Source organism: Candidatus Skiveiella danica (assembly GCF_022705245.1).
GTDB classification, from domain to species: Bacteria; Pseudomonadota; Gammaproteobacteria; order Burkholderiales; family Burkholderiaceae_C; genus Skiveiella; species Skiveiella danica.
The window spans coordinates 25,107-40,819 of record NZ_JAKJEW010000034.1 but is presented as its reverse complement, the minus strand read 5'-3'; the positions used below and the strand labels follow the sequence as shown (position 1 = coordinate 40,819).

Genomic DNA, 15,713 nt, shown 5'->3' with positions numbered 1-15,713 from the left:
CGATGGGCCTCGTCGCGAATCTGCGCCACCAGCATCAACGCGGCGGAATCGTGACCCAGGTGGACCTTTTCGCGTCCATCGGCAAAGACCAGTTCCTCCAGGCCGACCTTGCGCCCTTCGCCCTTCTCGACACCGACCAGCAGCGACAAACTGATGCCAAGTGTGCCGAAGACCTCGCGCGCTACCGCGACCTGCCCCTTCCCTCCGTCCACGAGTACCAGATCCGGCATGGGTCCATGCTCTTGTGCGCCAGCTACGGGATCGCCTGTCATTGAAACCGACGTCAACTTCGCGTAGCGACGCATGAGCACCTGCCGCATGGCGGCGTAGTCATCTCCGCCGGTGACGCCCTCAATCCTGTAACGCCGGTATTCGCTGCTCTGCATCTTGTGGTGATGAAAGACCACGCATGAGGCCTGGGTCGCTTCTCCCGCGGTATGGGAGACGTCAAAACATTCGATCCGAAATGCAGCAAGGTCATCGGGCGCCAGATCCAGTGCGTCAATCAGTGCCCGGGTTCGAGCCTGCTGAGAACCTTCCTCGGCCAGAAGACGCGTCAGCTGCAGGTCGGCGTTCTGCTGCGCCATGTCGAGCCACACCCGGCGCTGCTCCCGAGGCTGATGAGTGGCGTTTACCTTGACCCCTTTGGTTTCCGACAGGAGATCGAGGACGGTCTGACTGACCGGGTGACTCGTAATAAGGGACGGAGGAACCGATATGCCGTCGTAATGCTGCGCAATGAAGGATTCCAAGATCTGAGCCTCCATCACGCCTGCCCCCCGCAGGGCGTGGCCCGAATTCGCGGGTCCATCGGCGACCTGGTCGATTGCGCGCATGACCATGGCGTCTTCGACATGCGAGGGAAAATAAGGTCGATCTCCAAGATGACGACCACCGCGAACCATCGCCAGATTGACGCAAGCCCGACCACCTTGCACTTTGGCCACCAGGATATCGACATCTCGATCTGTTGTTGTATCAACAGCCTGTTGGTGCAGAACACGGGACAGCGCACTTATCTGATTTCGAATTTCCGCTGCTTCCTCGAACTCAAGTCGCTCGGCACACGCCAGCATCCGGCCTTCAAGTTCCCGCAACACCTCGCGGGCCTCGCCTTTTAGAAAGGCCTCTGCGCTAGCGACGTCCCTTCGGTAAGCCTCCACGCTGATCTGGTTCACGCAGGGCGCCGAACAGCGTTTGATCTGATACAGCAAACAAGGCCGGGTTCGATTGGAAAACACCGTGTCTTCGCACGTTCGCAGACGGAACACCTTTTGCAACAGCAGTATCGTTTCCTTGACGGCCCAAGCGCTGGGATACGGACCAAAGTAGTGATTGCGCCGATCGACCGCGCCCCGGTAATACGCAACGCGCGGAACAGCAGTTGCGCTGGGCGTCCCGCGCACTGCCCCAGGCGTGTCACGTGCAATGGATAGCTTCAGATAGGGGTAACTCTTGTCGTCCCTGAAGAGGATGTTGAACTTCGGGTTTTGTGTCTTGATCAGGTTGTTTTCAAGAAGCAGCGCCTCTGCTTCCGAACGGACCACCGTCGTCTCCATTCGGACGATCCGGCCGATCATGTGCCCGACCCGGGTTCCGTCGTGCTGGCGCCCAAAATAGCTTGACACCCGCTTTTTCAGGTTGCCGGCCTTGCCAACATAGAGCAGTTGCTCATCGGCATCGTAGTAGCGGTAAACGCCTGGCAACGGGGGAAGCGCGGCAACGTCCTTCAGCAACTGCTCAGGATGCTGAGTCGATGGCACTTCACCCTGTTCCGGGTGGAGCCTAGGTGAGTCCTGCGGGGCGTCGGGCATCTCAAAAAAAACGGGCTACAGCACCAATGGCCATAACCCGTTCAATGAAAAAATGGTCGGCGTGGCGGGATTCGAACTCGCGACCCCTTGCACCCCATGCAAGTGCGCTACCAGGCTGCGCTACACGCCGACAAGCTTGCAATTATAGCGCGTTCAGATGGAGCTCAATGACAGCAGGTTGCGTATTTCAAATAGCTCCCGACGAATCAAGTGGAGGCTATTGGCCGTCTGCTCATCGTTCTCTGGTACCGAATCTGCAAGATCAATGAATACCGGGAACTCACCATCCTGGCCCGCGCCGTCACCTGAGAAATCGTCCCCTTCGCGCCGTCGATCCCGCTCGATCTGGCTCAACTCCTGAAGCCGGTTCCTCGCACCACTGATCGTGAAACCCTGCTCATAGAGCAAGTCCCTGATCCGCCGAATCATCAGGACTTCATGATGCTGATAGTAGCGCCTGTTGCCCCTTCGCTTCATGGGGCGCAACTGAGTGAACTCCTGCTCCCAATAACGAAGCACATGCGGCTTGACGCCGCAAAGATCCCCCACCTCGCCGATGGTGAAGTATCGCTTGGCGGGTATGGGCGGGAGCATTTTCTCCATGTAAATCAATGCACTTCAAAGGAAATGTATGAGATTACTCCAACAATCATCAAGATGCCATCTATTCACCGATGCGAAGCAAAAAAAAGAGCCAACCTCGGAATTAGTTGGTATCGCCCTGGATCTGGTCTTTCAGTTTGTGGCTGGCATGAAAGGTCGCAACCCTTCGCGCCTCAATGGGAATGGCCTCGCCGGTACGGGGGTTTCGACCGGGTCGGGGGGCCTTCGTCCGTATCTGAAAGTTGCCGAAGCCAGAAATTCGCACGTCCTCGCCTTCAACCAGGCTGTCGGCAATCAAGTCAAAGAACGCGTCGATCATGTCCTTGGATTCCCGCTTGTTCAGACCAATCTGCTCAAACAGCAGTTCAGCGAGTTGGGCTTTGGTCAGCGCGGGTGTTTCCATGCTTTCAAACGACAATTCCATGACATCCTCGCGAAAATCTCGAACTCTGGTTGGCGACGAACGTATAGCCGTCAAGTGCGCAAACGAGCCCCTAATCGGCTCGCCAGTACATCCATGACGTTCTTCATGGCATTGTCGATCTGGGACTCGGTCAAGGTGGCTTCATCGCTAATGAACCTGAAGCGAATCGTCAAGCTTTTTTCATTGGCCGACAATCCTGCGGTGGATCCGGTCGTCGCATCAACTGCCACGCCGGATTTGCCGCGGTAGATGTCGAAAAGCACGGCATCACGAAGCAGTCCTCCGGTGTTGGCTGCCCAGACAGCCGCCATCGTTTCCGCATGGCTGACGATCTCCGGAACGACAACAGCCAGATCGCGCTCGACGGCCTGATAACGGGTTACTGACGCAAACGCCGGAACCTCGCGTTTCAAGACGCAGTCGAGCTCCAACTCAAACATCAGTGGCGCCGCGGGGAATTCCCAGATCTGTCGCCAACGTGGATGAAGTTCGCCCACATGACCAACCGGCGAACCGTCGATCAAGACACATGCGCAGCGGCCAGGATGCATGGCAGGATGTTCGGCCGGCTCAAAGCGCGCCCGCCGGGGCGCAATGAGCGCCTCGATATCACCCTTGACATCAAAGAAGTCGGCGATTCTCGATCGCTGTCCCCACTGAACCCGATCCACCGCGCCATAGGCAACTCCGGCAACCCGCATGGGCTGGCGATAGCCTTCAACCGTCGAATCAGTGCTTTCGACCGTGGCGTCGCGGAGAAAGACGCTTCCGACTTCAAAAACCCGCACACGATCCGCACGACGGTCGATGTTGAATTTGATCACCTGGAGCAATGAGCCCAGCAATGATGAACGCATCACGTTCATCTGACTCGCAATCGGATTCATCAAGCGGATCGGCGTCGCGTTTCCAGCCAATTCACGCTCCCAACGCTCGTCCACAAAACTGAAATTGATCGTTTCCTGATAGCCGAGCGCCGCAAGCAAGCGTCGCACGGCAAACGGCCCGCGCCGCGACTCCGAAAGCAGTTTGGGGACAATCGGCCCGGTCGGTGGTGTGGTCGGGAGCTTGTCATAGCCGACCATGCGCACGACTTCTTCAATCAAGTCCTCTTCGATCTGAAGGTCAAAGCGGTACGAAGGAGGCACCACGGTAACGGTTCCATCGCCTTCGCTCACCTCCAGGCCCAAACCCCTTAAAGCGGAGGCACATTGACGCTGAGTCAGCGGCATACCGATGACCTTGCTCGCTCGGGCCACGCGTAGCGTCACCGGCTGACGCTGCGGCACATTCGGCGCCTGGTCGTCCATCGGCCCGGGCTCACCGCCACAGATGGCCACAACCAACTCCGTAATTCGTTCAACATGTTCCACCGTCAGCCCCGGATCGACACCTCGTTCGAATCGATGGCCAGCGTCCGTCGAAAAGTTGAAACGACGGGAGCGGCCGGCGATGGCCTGCGGCCACCAGAAGGCCGCTTCGACATAAATGTGGCGTGTCTCGTCCGAAACGGCCGTGGAATCACCACCCATGATCCCAGCCAGCGACTCAACTTGCGCATCATCCGCGATCACCCCCACCGCCCTATCCACGGTCACCGTGGTTCCATTGAGCAGCTTCAGTTGCTCGCCCGTGCTCCCCCATCGAACGGTCAGGCCACCATGAAGCTTCTCAAGATCGAATATGTGCGATGGTCGGCCCAGTTCGAACATCACATAATTGGAAATATCCACAAGCGGTGCCACGCTACGTTGCCCGCATCGGGCGAGGCGTTCGACCATCCAGGGCGGCGTGACCGCCTTTGGGTTCACATTACGAATAATCCGGCCAGTGAACCGTCCGCAGAGGTCGGAAGCGACGATCCTCACGGGCAGTTTCTCGTCGTGGGATACGGTAGCAGAGACGAATGCCGGCGTGATCAATGGCGCTCCCGTCAGTGCGGAGAGCTCGCGCGCGACGCCAAAGACGCTCAGGCAATGCGCCAGATTCGGGGTGAGCTTCAACGTGAAAAGTGTGTCATCCAGGTTTAGAAACCGACGAATGTCCTGTCCAAGCGGCGCGTCACCGGGAAGTTCAAGCAGTCCGCCATGATCATCGGAGAGGTGAAGTTCCCGCGACGAGCACAGCATCCCCTGACTCTCGACGCCGCGCAGCTTCCCGGTCTTTATCAAGAATGGCTTTCCATCCACTCCCGGTGGAAGGCTTGCGCCGACCAAGGCGCACGGAACCCTGATGCCCGCGCGCGCGTTTGGAGCACCGCAAACGATGTTCAACAACCGCTTATGACCGACATCAACCTGGCAGACACGCAAACGGTCGGCATTGGGGTGCTGCTCAAGAGACTTGATCTCCCCCACAACAACGCCGCTGAACGGAGGTGCCACCGGATCGAGCGCCTCAACTTCCAGTCCGGCCATGGTCAGTGTTTCGGCCAACTGTTGTGTGGAGAGCGTGGGATTGCAAAATTCGCGCAGCCAGGACTCAGGGAATTGCATGGTCTAACCTAGATTGGCAAAGAACAGCTCTCGGTACGCTGGGGCCCGGCCGCTGGCGTACTCAGAGGAACTTATTGAAATTGACTGAGGAATCGGATGTCGCCATCAAAGAACAGGCGCAGATCGTTCACACCATAGCGCAGCATAGTGAAACGATCCAGCCCCATTCCAAATGCGAAGCCAATGAAACGTTCAGGGTCCAGCCCCATGGCCCTCACGACGTTCGGATGCACCTGCCCGGAGCCAGCCACTTCAAGCCAGCGTCCGGCGAGCGGGCCAGAAGGAAACTGAATATCGATCTCGGCGCTCGGCTCTGTGAACGGAAAGAAACTCGGTCGAAAACGCAAGACCAAGTCCTCGGATTCGAAGAAGGTTCGACAGAAATCAGTAAAAACGACCTTGAGGTCCTTGAAACTTACCTGCTCCCCAATCCATAAACCTTCGCACTGATGAAACATGGGAGAGTGCGTGGCGTCACTGTCCACACGATAGGTGCGACCAGGCGCAATGACCCGAATCTCCGGCATCGACTGGCCGGCATCCGTCTTTGCCTTGTGCCGTTTGACGTGCTGGAGCGCATGGCGAATTTGCACCGGACTGGTATGTGTGCGCAGCAGATTCGGGGCACCGGGTGTTCCGCCCTCAACGTAGAACGTATCGTGCATGGATCGCGCCGGATGATCCTCTGGCGTATTCAGCGCGGTGAAATTGAACCAGTCAGCCTCGATTTCTGGCCCCTGGGCCACTTCGAATCCCATCGATCCAAAGATCAGTTCGATACGCTCCATGGTCAGCGACACGGGGTGCAAACCGCCTTGTCCTCGGCGGCGCCCAGGCAGCGTGACATCCAGAGCCTCGGCCTTCAACTGCGACTGAAGCTCAAGGTCCGCAAGGGCCATGCGGCGCGCCCCGAGCGCCCCCTCAATGGCTTGCTTGGCTTGGTTGATCGCAGCACCCCGGATCTTCTTATCTTCGACACCCAACGCCGACAGTCCCTTCATCATTTCGGTCAGGCGTCCGGACTTGCCCAGAAACCTGGCCTTCGCATTTTCCAGTTCTGAAGGTGTCGTAGCCGCCTCAAAGCTTGAGCGGGCACTGTCAACCAGGGCGTCCAGATCGTTCATAGTTTCTTATGACTTGAAGCGGGCCGGGACCAGCAGATGGCCCAACCCATGAAATTGGGGCCAGCCCCCTAGTCCAAAGCTGATGCACTCCATGCATCAGACCGAACTCAGGATCTGACCCCGTTCTTTGGGCGGCTGTATCAAGCAGCCAGTTTGGCTTTGACCTGCTCGACAATTCCTGCAAACGCTGCCATGTCGTGAATGGCGATGTCACTCAGAACTTTGCGATCGATTTCAATGTTGACCTTCTTCAACCCGTTGGCGAACTGGCTGTAGGTCATGCCACACTGACGTGCAGCTGCATTGATACGGGCGATCCACAACTGGCGGAAGACACGTTTCTTGGTACGGCGGTCACGGTAGGCATATTGGCGGGCGCGAGCCGTTACACCACGTTTGACGCGAGGCATGTGATTACTCCTTGTTCGTCGTTAATTAAATGCCGCGGCCGGGTAACATCTGGGCCATGGAAACCATGTTGGTTTCATGAACCGTAACGGCACCGCGCAAATGGCGTTTATTCTTGGTGGTCTTCTTGGTCAGAATGTGACGTTTGAAGGCTTGACCGCGCTTGACGGTACCACCCGGACGAACACGGAAGCGCTTTTTCGCGCTGCTTTTGGTCTTCATTTTGGGCATGTAAATGCTCCTATTTCTTGTGCTCGTGAGGCGTCTGCAAACGATTTGCAGCCTTGTTGGCCCCGAGCCACTTGTGCAGGCGGTAACCCCCTGCGTTCGCCGGGAAACCTGAATTCCCCGACCAGACAGCAGGCGCTCATGCCTGCCGCTGACTCAAGGCGACACCGAGGCGTCGCCCTGAAAATCAAATCGATGGCGCTGGCGCAACTTCCGCAGCGGGTTTCGCCGCAGCCTTGCGCTTACCTGGCGCGATCATCATGATCATCTGCCGACCTTCGAGCTTCGGATATTGCTCGACAATGATCAGGTCAGCCAACTCATCTCGAATGCGATTCAGCAAGGCCATCCCCAACTCCTGGTGCGTGATCTCACGTCCACGGAACCGCAACGTGATCTTGCACTTGTCGCCTTCAGCAAGAAAGCGCTTGATATTGCGCATCTTGATGTTGTAGTCGCCATCGTCGGTACCAGGTCGGAACTTGACTTCCTTGATCTCGATGACCGTCTGCTTGGCTTTCGCCTCAGCTGCCCGCTTTTGCTCCTGGTACTTGAACTTGCCGTAATCCATCAAACGGCAGACCGGCGGATTTGCCACAGCAGAAATCTCGACCAGATCAACATCAAGTTCCCCGGCCATGCGCAAGGCCTCCATGAGACTCACGATGCCCAACGGCTCATTTTCCGGACCCGACAAGCGGACTTCAGGCGCCATGATTTCCCGGTTCAAGCGATGCTTACGCTCTTCACGGTGGCGGCGATCACGAAATTCAGTAGCGATGACTCAAATCCTTCATAAATGCTACTCAAATTGTAGCGAAAAACATCGGAGACATACTACCCAGAGCCTGTCTCAACAAAAATATCAGACTTTAGACGCAATGTCTGATGCGATCAGTTGCATGAACGCATCGATCGACATGACACCGAGGTCTTTGTTCCCCCGGGCGCGAACGGCCACAGCCCCAGCTGATTTCTCCTTGTCGCCAACGACAAGGATGTACGGCAGCTTTTGCAACGAATGCTCACGTATTTTATACGTAATTTTCTCGTTTCGCAGATCGATATCCGCTCTAAGCCCTTGATTTCTCAGCATTTTGACTATTTCGCGACAGTAGTCGGATTGCGCATCGGTGATATTCAGAACAGACACCTGCACGGGCGCAAGCCATGCAGGCAACGCACCGGAATGCTGCTCAATCAGAATACCGATGAAGCGCTCCAAACTGCCAACAATGGCCCGATGCAGCATGATGGGACGGTGCCGAGCGCCATCTTCACCCACGAATTCGGCGTCGAGTCGTTCGGGCATGTTCGGGTCGACCTGCATCGTGCCACACTGCCACTGGCGGCCAAGGGCGTCTTTCAGGGTGTATTCAATCTTCGGTCCGTAGAACGCACCCTCGCCTGGCGACAGTTCGAATTCGCAGCCCGATGCCTTCAGACCGGCAGCCAGTGCCTGTTCGGCTTTGTCCCAGCTTTCTTCGGTTCCGATGCGCTTGTCCGGGCGCGTTGCCAACTTGTAAATGATCTCGGTAAATCCAAAGTCCCGGTACACCTTTTGCAACAGCGTGGTGAATGTGACACATTCCGCCTGGATCTGGTCTTCGGTGCAAAAGATGTGGCCATCGTCCTGGGTGAAAGCGCGCACTCGCATGATGCCGTGCAGTCCACCAGATGGCTCGTTGCGATGGCAGTTGCCAAACTCGCCAAAACGCAAAGGCAGGTCGCGGTAACTCTTGATACCCTGCTTGTATATCAGAATGTGCCCCGGACAGTTCATCGGCTTGAGCGCATAGTCACGCTTCTCCGACTCGGTCGTGAACATGTTTTCGCGGTATTTGTCCCAGTGGCCGGTCTTTTCCCAAAGTGAAGCATCGAGAATTTGGGGGCCCTTGACCTCCTGGTAGCCGTTTTCTCGGTAGACCCGGCGCATGTATTGCTCAACCTCCTGCCAGACCGTCCAGCCCTTGGGGTGCCAGAAAACGGTGCCGGGCGAGTGGTCGTCAATATGGAACAGATCCAATTCCCGGCCCAACTTGCGGTGATCGCGCTTTTCCGCTTCTTCCAGCATGGTCAGGTACTGCTGCAACTCTTCCTTCGTGGCCCAGGCAGTGCCGTAAATCCGCTGCAGCATTTCGTTCCTGTGGTCCCCGCGCCAATAGGCGCCCGCCACCTTCATCAGCTTGAAGTGCCTCAGCTTGCCAGTGCTGGGCACGTGCGGCCCACGGCACAGGTCCTCGAATTTGCCTTCGCGGTAGAGTGAAACATCCTGGTCGGCGGGGATGCTCTCGATGATCTCGGCCTTGTAGTGCTCGCCCAGCATTTTGAAATGCGCCACGGCTTCGTCACGCGGAAGTACCCGCCGGGTGACGGGCTCATCCAATACAGCCAGCGCTGCCATCTTCTTTTCAATGGAGACCAGATCTTCCGGTGTAAAGGGCCGTTTGTATGAGAAGTCATAAAAGAAGCCGTTTTCAATCACCGGTCCAATGGTCACCTGAGCCTCCGGGAACAGTTCCTTCACGGCATAAGCCAACAGGTGTGCCGTCGAATGGCGAATGACTTCCAGCCCCTCGGAGTCCTTGGCGGTAATGATGGACAGCGCACTGTTGTCCTCCAACCGAAAACTGGTATCAACCACCTTGCCATTGACCCGCCCGGCCAATGCGGCTTTGGCCAGGCCGGCACCAATGGAGCCGGCAACTTCAGCCACCGTCACAGGGCCAGGAAATTCACGTTGAGAGCCATCCGGAAGCGAAACTTGAATCATGGTTTGCAATAAAAAGAAGGAAATCGAGAAAAGAAAAAGCGCGGACATGCCCGCGCTTTCATGAAATCTGGTAGCTGCCTGCGCCCAAGGCGCGCGGACTACGGCCTTATTCGCTTGTGAATGATGCCGATGTAGTTCGCGGTGCCATAACCAGATTGCCTTTCTCGCTCTTGTCAGAGGATGTTCCTCGATTTTAACCGCAGATTCGCTCCGCCGCTGATGCAGAAGAAAGGCCGGCTCCCTCGCGGAAGCACGGCCCCTGCAGCGCAAGGGCTGCGTTCAGTGGAACTGCTCTTCTTCGGTTGATCCCGACAGGGCCTTCACCGAGGAAGAACCGCCCTGGATCACGGTCGTCACGTCGTCGAAGTAGCCCGCGCCCACTTCCTGCTGGTGCGAAACGAAGGTGTAACCCCTGTCCCGAGCTGCGAACTCGGGCTCCTGCACCATTTCGGTGTAGTGCTTCATGCCTTCGCCCCGGGCATAGGCGTGGGCGAACTGGAAGGTATTGAACCAGTTGATGTGGATGCCGGCCAGCGTGATGAACTGATACTTGTAGCCCAGCGCAGACAGGTCTTCCTGGAAGGACGCGATCTGCTTGTCGTTGAGGTTCTTCTTCCAGTTGAAGGATGGCGAGCAGTTGTACGAAAGGAGTTTGCCGGGGCAGGCCGCGTGCACGGCTTGCGCGAATTCACGGGCAAAGCCGATATCGGGCACACCGGTTTCGCACCACACCAGATCGGCGTACGGCGCGTAGGCCACGCCGCGGCTGATGGACTGCTCAAGGCCGTTCTTGACACGGTAGAAGCCCTCTTGCGTGCGCTCGCCGGTCAGGAAAGGCTTGTCGTTGGCGTCGTGATCGCTTGTGATCAGGTTGGCGGCTTCGGCGTCGGTGCGGGCCAGCACGATGGTCGAAACGCCCATCACGTCGGCGGCAAAGCGCGCGGCAATCAGTTTCTCGCAGGCCTCTTGCGTGGGAACCAGCACCTTGCCACCCATGTGACCGCACTTCTTCACAGCGGCCAACTGGTCCTCGAAGTGCACGCCGGCAGCTCCAGCCGCAATCATGTTCTTCATCAGTTCGAAAGCGTTCAGAACGCCACCAAAGCCGGCCTCGGCGTCAGCCACGATCGGCAGAAAGTAATCAATGAATTCGGGCGAACCGGGCTCGATGCCGCGGCTCCACTGAATTTCATCGGCGCGCTTGAACGTATTGTTGATACGGCGGACCATCGTCGGCACCGAGTCGTAGGCATAGAGGGACTGGTCGGGATACATCGTTTCGCTGGTGTTGCCGTCGGCTGCGACCTGCCATCCCGACAGATACACCGCTTCAAGGCCAGCCTTGGCCTGCTGCATGGCCTGGCCTGCAGTAATGGCACCGAACGCATTGACATAGCCCTTCTTGGCACCGCCGTTGACCTTGGCCCAGAGCTTCTCTGCACCACTCTTGGCCAGCGTGTACTCGGGCTGCATGCTGCCGCGCAGTCGAACCACATCGGCGGCGCTGTAGCCGCGCTTCACGCCCTTCCAGCGCGGGTTGGTCGCCCAATCCTTTTCCAAGGCGGCGATCTGTTCGGCGCGGGTGGGTTGCGCGGATTTGTTGGACATGGAAACCTCCAAAGTTGAGTTGAAAACAAGATGGACGCGTCAGCAATGCAAGACGGGTGCCGATAGCAGTACTTTAACTCTTCTATAAGACTTCTGCGCGCTCTTATGTCTTATAGAAGACTCAATCTATTCCTTTGAAAATCAATAAGTTACCTCATTCATTTCTCAATATGAAAACAGCTTTCTCATATCAAGAAATTTTTCCGCACCGCAGCATCCGTCATTTTCAAAACGCAACATCACATTCCACAACATGACAATCTTCTTTGTCTTATTTCAGCCTGCGCTCTCGCGCCCAGTCACCGCCTGGAAGGATGGCGCGCCCGACCACGTACTTGGGATTGATTTCGTACACGATGCACGCAAACGTGCGCCCCTGCACCGCCACGGGGACGATTCGCTTGAAATATTCGTCCCGCTGCTGGGGATAGAGCTCCTCAATTTCATCGAGCTGCACTTCCAGTTCCGGCGCAATGGCATACACCTCCCCCTGAACAAGACCCTCCCCGTCCAGCCGAATTCCGGGATAGGCGCCAAGGTCGTACAGCGTGCCCGTAATGACGGCTGAGCCCACGAAGACCGGTTCGGGTTTCAGCCGTGTGATGTCGTTGTCGTCGCCACAGCGCAAGGTGCCGTAGACGAACACGTGGCGCTGGGTCGTTGAAGGCGCTTCGGGCATGATGGAATCCTTTTCAAGAGTCACACCAGTCTAGTGAAACCGGATCAGCCCCGCCGACTCGTTGCCTACGCCTGCCTCGCCCTGAGCATGTCGCTTGTCGGCAGTTATGTCGCATTTTCCAAACCACTCGCAGCGGTGATTCCGGTCTTCCTGCTAGCCTGGATGCGATTCGGCATTGGGGCCATGGCCATGGTGCGATGGCTGAAGAAGCCCCCGAGCGAACCCGCGCTCACGCCTCAAACGAAACGCCTCCTATTTCTGGAGTCCCTGTTCGGCAATTTCCTGTTCACCCTCTGCATGATGTACGGCGTCAGCCTGACAAGCGCCGTTTATGCCGGAGTCATCATGGCATCGATCCCGGCCGTGGTCGCGCTGATGAGTTGGTCTTTTCTGGGCGAGCGGATTGGATGGCGAATCTGGGTTTCCATCGGCATGGGTGGATGCGGTATCGCCCTGCTGGCGCTGTCGGGCACAACGGTCCACAACGGGATGGTTGCATCAAGCGCACCGCGCCTCACCGATTTCCAAACCGCACTGGGCGTTCTCCTGTTGTTTGGCGCCGTCCTGTGCGAAGCGGCGTACTCCGTCATTGGCAAGCGCCTGACCCAGGCCATGGGGCCGAAACGCATCACCTCACTGATCAACCTGTGGGGATTCGCCCTGTCCACGCCGATGGGGGTTTATGTCGCCCTTCAATTTGACTTCGGCTCCGTGCCGGCGCCCATGTGGCTGCTGCTGGTCTTCTATGCGCTGGCAGCCTGCGTCTGGACCGTCTGGCTGTGGATGACCGGTTTGAAGGTGGTGCCGGCCGCACAAGGCGGTGTGTTCACCGTTCTGTTGCCCATCAGTGCGGCCCTGGTGGGCGTTCTGGTGCTGGGCGAGTCCCTGGACAAGGTGCAATTCATGGCACTTGCGATTGCGCTGGCCGGCGTGTTGCTGGCCACACTGCCCCGCAGGGTTCCCCACTGAGGCCACCGTTCCAGGTTCAGTTGTGCAGCGCCTGTGCTGCGACCACGATTCCATCTTCATCGGCGTAGAGCCAGTCACCAGGACGCACCCATGTCCCCTGGATCTGCACCGCAATGTCAGCCTGTCCCTCATCCCGCTTGGCCGTGCGCATCGGCACCAACGCCAACGCCCTGATGCCCACCTGCGCCTCGCGCAACTCCGTCAGGTCACGAACCGCGCCGTCGACCACGATACCAGCCCACCCGTTCCTGGCGGCCGCCGCGGCGAGATTGCCACCCACCAGTGCGCGACGCACCGAGCCGGCGCCATCGATCACAAGCACCCGACCGACACAGCCCTGCGGCGTCTCCAGGAACCCCGGCGAATTGACGGCCTCACGTACCCGCGAGTTGTCTTCCAGGCAACGCAACGTCACGACCGGGCCACAGAACTTCCCGATCGCACCGTAGTCGTTGAAGACCGGCGAAAGCACGCGGAAGCTGCCGGTCGTGTCGTTCTCAAACGCATCGCACAGATCGCAGGTCGCAAAAACGGGCCGGGTGGGGGCATTCATGCTCGGTAACTCCATCAAAGTGTTTGAGATCCAGACTGGCAAGAATACCGAAGTTTCGTGGCACCGTGACCGGCTCAAGCATTGGCCCCGCCCCTAACCCGCGGCGCTTCGCCGGCAAGCCGGCAAGCCGATGGCCCATCACGTTCAACGGAAAGAGCACACTCATAGGCGAATCCGCAACATTTCAGAGAGAAAAAGGGCTTTTTCCCCTTGGATTCACGTACTTTCTCCAGTAGCATCCGCAATGCCAGTTGAGAAGCAGTTTTCACTGGTACTTCACCCACTACCAGAAGAGGACAAACCATCATGGCAACTGCGAAGAAAGCCCCTGCGAAGAAGGCCGCTCCGGCCAAGAAAGCCGCTCCCGCCGCCAAGAAAGCCGCTCCGGCCAAGAAGGCCGCAGCTCCGGCAAAAAAAGTAGCCGCCAAGGCGCCGGCCAAGAAGGCTGCCGCACCGGCCAAGAAAGCTCCTGCCAAGAAGGCAGCTGCCAAGCGCACACCGAACGCTGCATTCATGAAAGCCATGACGCCGAGCGACGCGTTGGCAGCGATCATCGGCAAAGGCCCGTATCCCCGGACCGAAGTCACCAAGAAGATCTGGGAATACATCAAGAAGAACAAACTGCAAGACGCGGCGAACAAGCGCATGATCAATGCCGACGCCAAGCTGAAGGAAATCTTCAAGAAGGCCCAGGCTTCAATGTTCGAAATGACCAAGATGATCAGCGCGCATCTCAAGTGATGCCAGAGGGACCGGCTCGTGCCGGTGCCGCCATGAAGAAGGCCCGTCATTCGGGCCTTTTTTCATGGCGGCTCTCATGAGAATTAAACGTCCAGAAGCCTTATCCCCAGCGTCCGGTGGTCGTATTCAGCTTTTTTTGTTGATGCGAGCCGCTTCGCCGATCGCTGCCAAAGTCGCGCGGGTCGTAATGACTTCGGGATCCAGTATCACCTCGATCAAGGTGCCCTGTCCGCGTGCCAGCGCAGCCAGAAGTTCCGGCTCGAACTCCTCGGTGCGCGTGATGCGGACACCCACGTAGCCATAGGCCAGTGCCAAAGCAGCAAAGTCCGGATTGCGCAGCGCCGAGCCGCTCACGCGCGCCGGGTATTCGCGCTCCTGATGCATGCGGATGGTGCCGTACATACCGTTGTTCAGCAACACGACGATGCTCTTGCCCCCGTGCTGGACCGCCGTGGCCAGCTCTTGGCCGTTCATCAGGAAATCGCCGTCACCGGTAATCGTGAAGGCGGTACGTCCGGTCAGCAGGTTGGCGGCAATTCCGGCTGGCACACCGTAGCCCATGGCACCGTTGGTGCAGGCCAACTGTGTCTTGTGTCCTTTGGTCAGCCCTGGATAACGGTAGAACCGGTGCATCCAGCTGGCAAAGTTGCCAGCGCCGTTGGTCAGGACGGCATCGGCGGGCAGAATCCTTTGCAGCGTCGCCACCATCGCGGCCATGTCAATGTCGCCTGGCAGGTCTTGCGGCGTCAGATTGGCTTCGTAGTCGCCGTGCGCGGCAGTGGTCCAGTAGGACCAAGTCAGTGTGGGCGGCGCGGCGAGCACTTCCAGGCTACGCGCCGCGGCGTTCATGGTGGCGCAGATGGCAAGGTCCGCCTGGTAGACACGGTTCAACTCCTCGGCGCTGGAATGGATGTGCACCAGCTTCTGCCGGGGCCGCGGCGGCTCCAGCAGGGTGTAGCCACTGGTGGTCATCTCGCCCAGGCGCGGGCCAATCGCCACGATCAGATCGCTCGCTTTGATGCGCGCCGCCAGCTTCGGATTGATCCCGATGCCCACATCGCCTGCATACAGCGGGTGAAGGTTGTCAAAGGTATCCTGAAATCTGAAGGCATTTCCCACAGGTAGTTGCCAGTTCTCGGCAAAGCGCTGCAGTGCCTGCGCGGCCTGCGGCGTCCACCCGCCGCCGCCGGCAATGACGAACGGGCGCTCGGACTTCAGCAGCAGTTCCCGCAAAGCCCGTAGCGATCCTGGGTCACTCCAGGTTTCGACCGGCTCGACCCGCGGCAGCGGCAGC

At 58.2% G+C, this 15,713-nt stretch carries 15 protein-coding genes and 1 tRNA gene (1 of these 16 only partly in view); 2 read left to right on the top strand and 14 right to left on the bottom strand.

The genetic code is table 11. From position 1 onward, the window contains the following. From uvrC to ACMUOY_RS16660, 12 genes are all read right to left on the bottom strand, one after another. On the bottom strand, positions 1-1,814 hold a 1,814-nt coding region (gene uvrC, locus ACMUOY_RS16715; protein WP_413893868.1), incomplete at its 3' end, for an excinuclease ABC subunit UvrC. A 53-nt stretch (positions 1,815-1,867) separates the two neighbouring features. After that, a tRNA-Pro gene (locus ACMUOY_RS16710) sits at positions 1,868-1,944 on the bottom strand. Positions 1,945-1,967: 23 nt separating this feature from the next. Continuing rightward, positions 1,968-2,417, bottom strand: a complete 450-nt coding sequence (locus ACMUOY_RS16705) for a MerR family transcriptional regulator (RefSeq protein ID WP_413893867.1) — start codon at positions 2,415-2,417, stop codon at positions 1,968-1,970. A gap of 103 nt (positions 2,418-2,520) precedes the next feature. Next, a complete protein-coding gene (locus ACMUOY_RS16700) occupies positions 2,521-2,841 on the bottom strand; it encodes an integration host factor subunit alpha (RefSeq protein WP_413893871.1) in 321 nt (106 codons plus the stop codon). 50 nt (positions 2,842-2,891) lie between these two features. Continuing rightward, positions 2,892-5,336 carry a phenylalanine--tRNA ligase subunit beta gene (gene pheT, locus ACMUOY_RS16695; RefSeq protein WP_413893866.1) on the bottom strand — a complete coding sequence of 815 codons (2,445 nt, stop codon included), beginning with the start codon at positions 5,334-5,336 and terminating at the stop codon, positions 2,892-2,894. A gap of 71 nt (positions 5,337-5,407) precedes the next feature. Further along, a complete protein-coding gene (gene pheS, locus ACMUOY_RS16690; RefSeq protein ID WP_413893865.1) occupies positions 5,408-6,460 on the bottom strand; it encodes a phenylalanine--tRNA ligase subunit alpha in 1,053 nt (350 codons plus the stop codon). A gap of 140 nt (positions 6,461-6,600) precedes the next feature. After that, a complete protein-coding gene (gene rplT, locus ACMUOY_RS16685; protein ID WP_413893864.1) occupies positions 6,601-6,870 on the bottom strand; it encodes a 50S ribosomal protein L20 in 270 nt (89 codons plus the stop codon). A 25-nt stretch (positions 6,871-6,895) separates the two neighbouring features. Further along, the gene (gene rpmI, locus ACMUOY_RS16680) at positions 6,896-7,099 is read right to left on the bottom strand and encodes a 50S ribosomal protein L35 (protein ID WP_413893863.1); all 204 of its coding nucleotides are present in this window, start codon (positions 7,097-7,099) and stop codon (positions 6,896-6,898) included. Positions 7,100-7,283: 184 nt separating this feature from the next. After that, positions 7,284-7,877, bottom strand: a complete 594-nt coding sequence (gene infC / locus ACMUOY_RS16675) for a translation initiation factor IF-3 (RefSeq protein WP_413893870.1) — start codon at positions 7,875-7,877, stop codon at positions 7,284-7,286. An 84-nt stretch (positions 7,878-7,961) separates the two neighbouring features. After that, positions 7,962-9,869 carry a threonine--tRNA ligase gene (gene thrS, locus ACMUOY_RS16670; protein ID WP_413893869.1) on the bottom strand — a complete coding sequence of 636 codons (1,908 nt, stop codon included), beginning with the start codon at positions 9,867-9,869 and terminating at the stop codon, positions 7,962-7,964. A 279-nt stretch (positions 9,870-10,148) separates the two neighbouring features. Next, the gene (gene aceA / locus ACMUOY_RS16665) at positions 10,149-11,477 is read right to left on the bottom strand and encodes an isocitrate lyase (RefSeq protein ID WP_413893862.1); all 1,329 of its coding nucleotides are present in this window, start codon (positions 11,475-11,477) and stop codon (positions 10,149-10,151) included. Between the two features lie 271 nt (positions 11,478-11,748). Next, complete coding sequence (locus ACMUOY_RS16660; RefSeq protein ID WP_413893861.1) at positions 11,749-12,156, bottom strand: gamma-glutamylcyclotransferase; 408 nt, start codon at positions 12,154-12,156, stop codon at positions 11,749-11,751. Positions 12,157-12,243: 87 nt separating this feature from the next. Between ACMUOY_RS16660 and ACMUOY_RS16655 the strand changes: the two genes are divergently transcribed. After that, positions 12,244-13,125 (top strand): DMT family transporter, encoded by an 882-nt coding sequence (locus ACMUOY_RS16655; protein ID WP_413893860.1) that lies wholly within the window; start codon positions 12,244-12,246, stop codon positions 13,123-13,125. A 16-nt stretch (positions 13,126-13,141) separates the two neighbouring features. On the opposite strand, the gene rraA is transcribed toward ACMUOY_RS16655, so the two are convergent. Further along, positions 13,142-13,678: a ribonuclease E activity regulator RraA gene (gene rraA / locus ACMUOY_RS16650; protein WP_413893859.1), complete on the bottom strand. Its 537-nt coding sequence runs from the start codon at positions 13,676-13,678 to the stop codon at positions 13,142-13,144. Between the two features lie 306 nt (positions 13,679-13,984). Here rraA and ACMUOY_RS16645 point away from each other — a divergent pair, with 306 nt between their 5' ends. Then, positions 13,985-14,419, top strand: coding sequence for an SWIB/MDM2 domain-containing protein (locus tag ACMUOY_RS16645; RefSeq protein ID WP_413893858.1), 435 nt, complete (start codon positions 13,985-13,987; stop codon positions 14,417-14,419). 126 nt (positions 14,420-14,545) lie between these two features. On the opposite strand, the gene ACMUOY_RS16640 is transcribed toward ACMUOY_RS16645, so the two are convergent. Continuing rightward, positions 14,546-15,713 carry the 3' portion of a thiamine pyrophosphate-binding protein gene (locus ACMUOY_RS16640; RefSeq protein WP_413893857.1) on the bottom strand. It continues 623 nt past the right edge of the window, so the window shows 1,168 of its 1,791 coding nt (coding positions 624-1,791); its start codon lies off the right edge, out of view; its stop codon occupies positions 14,546-14,548.

What these genes read in the sequence shown, in the direction of transcription:
- ACMUOY_RS16705 (WP_413893867.1), bottom strand. Translation starts at nt 2,417, where the DNA reads ATGGAGAAAATGCTCCCGCCCATACCCGCCAAGCGATACTTCACCATC.
- rplT (WP_413893864.1), bottom strand. Translation starts at nt 6,870, where the DNA reads ATGCCTCGCGTCAAACGTGGTGTAACGGCTCGCGCCCGCCAATATGCC.
- pheS (WP_413893865.1), bottom strand. Translation starts at nt 6,460, where the DNA reads ATGAACGATCTGGACGCCCTGGTTGACAGTGCCCGCTCAAGCTTTGAG.
- pheT (WP_413893866.1), bottom strand. Translation starts at nt 5,336, where the DNA reads ATGCAATTCCCTGAGTCCTGGCTGCGCGAATTTTGCAATCCCACGCTC.
- ACMUOY_RS16655 (WP_413893860.1), top strand. Translation starts at nt 12,244, where the DNA reads ATGTCGCTTGTCGGCAGTTATGTCGCATTTTCCAAACCACTCGCAGCG.
- ACMUOY_RS16645 (WP_413893858.1), top strand. Translation starts at nt 13,985, where the DNA reads ATGGCAACTGCGAAGAAAGCCCCTGCGAAGAAGGCCGCTCCGGCCAAG.
- aceA (WP_413893862.1), bottom strand. Translation starts at nt 11,477, where the DNA reads ATGTCCAACAAATCCGCGCAACCCACCCGCGCCGAACAGATCGCCGCC.
- ACMUOY_RS16700 (WP_413893871.1), bottom strand. Translation starts at nt 2,841, where the DNA reads ATGGAATTGTCGTTTGAAAGCATGGAAACACCCGCGCTGACCAAAGCC.
- thrS (WP_413893869.1), bottom strand. Translation starts at nt 9,869, where the DNA reads ATGATTCAAGTTTCGCTTCCGGATGGCTCTCAACGTGAATTTCCTGGC.
- rraA (WP_413893859.1), bottom strand. Translation starts at nt 13,678, where the DNA reads ATGAATGCCCCCACCCGGCCCGTTTTTGCGACCTGCGATCTGTGCGAT.
- rpmI (WP_413893863.1), bottom strand. Translation starts at nt 7,099, where the DNA reads ATGCCCAAAATGAAGACCAAAAGCAGCGCGAAAAAGCGCTTCCGTGTT.
- ACMUOY_RS16660 (WP_413893861.1), bottom strand. Translation starts at nt 12,156, where the DNA reads ATGCCCGAAGCGCCTTCAACGACCCAGCGCCACGTGTTCGTCTACGGC.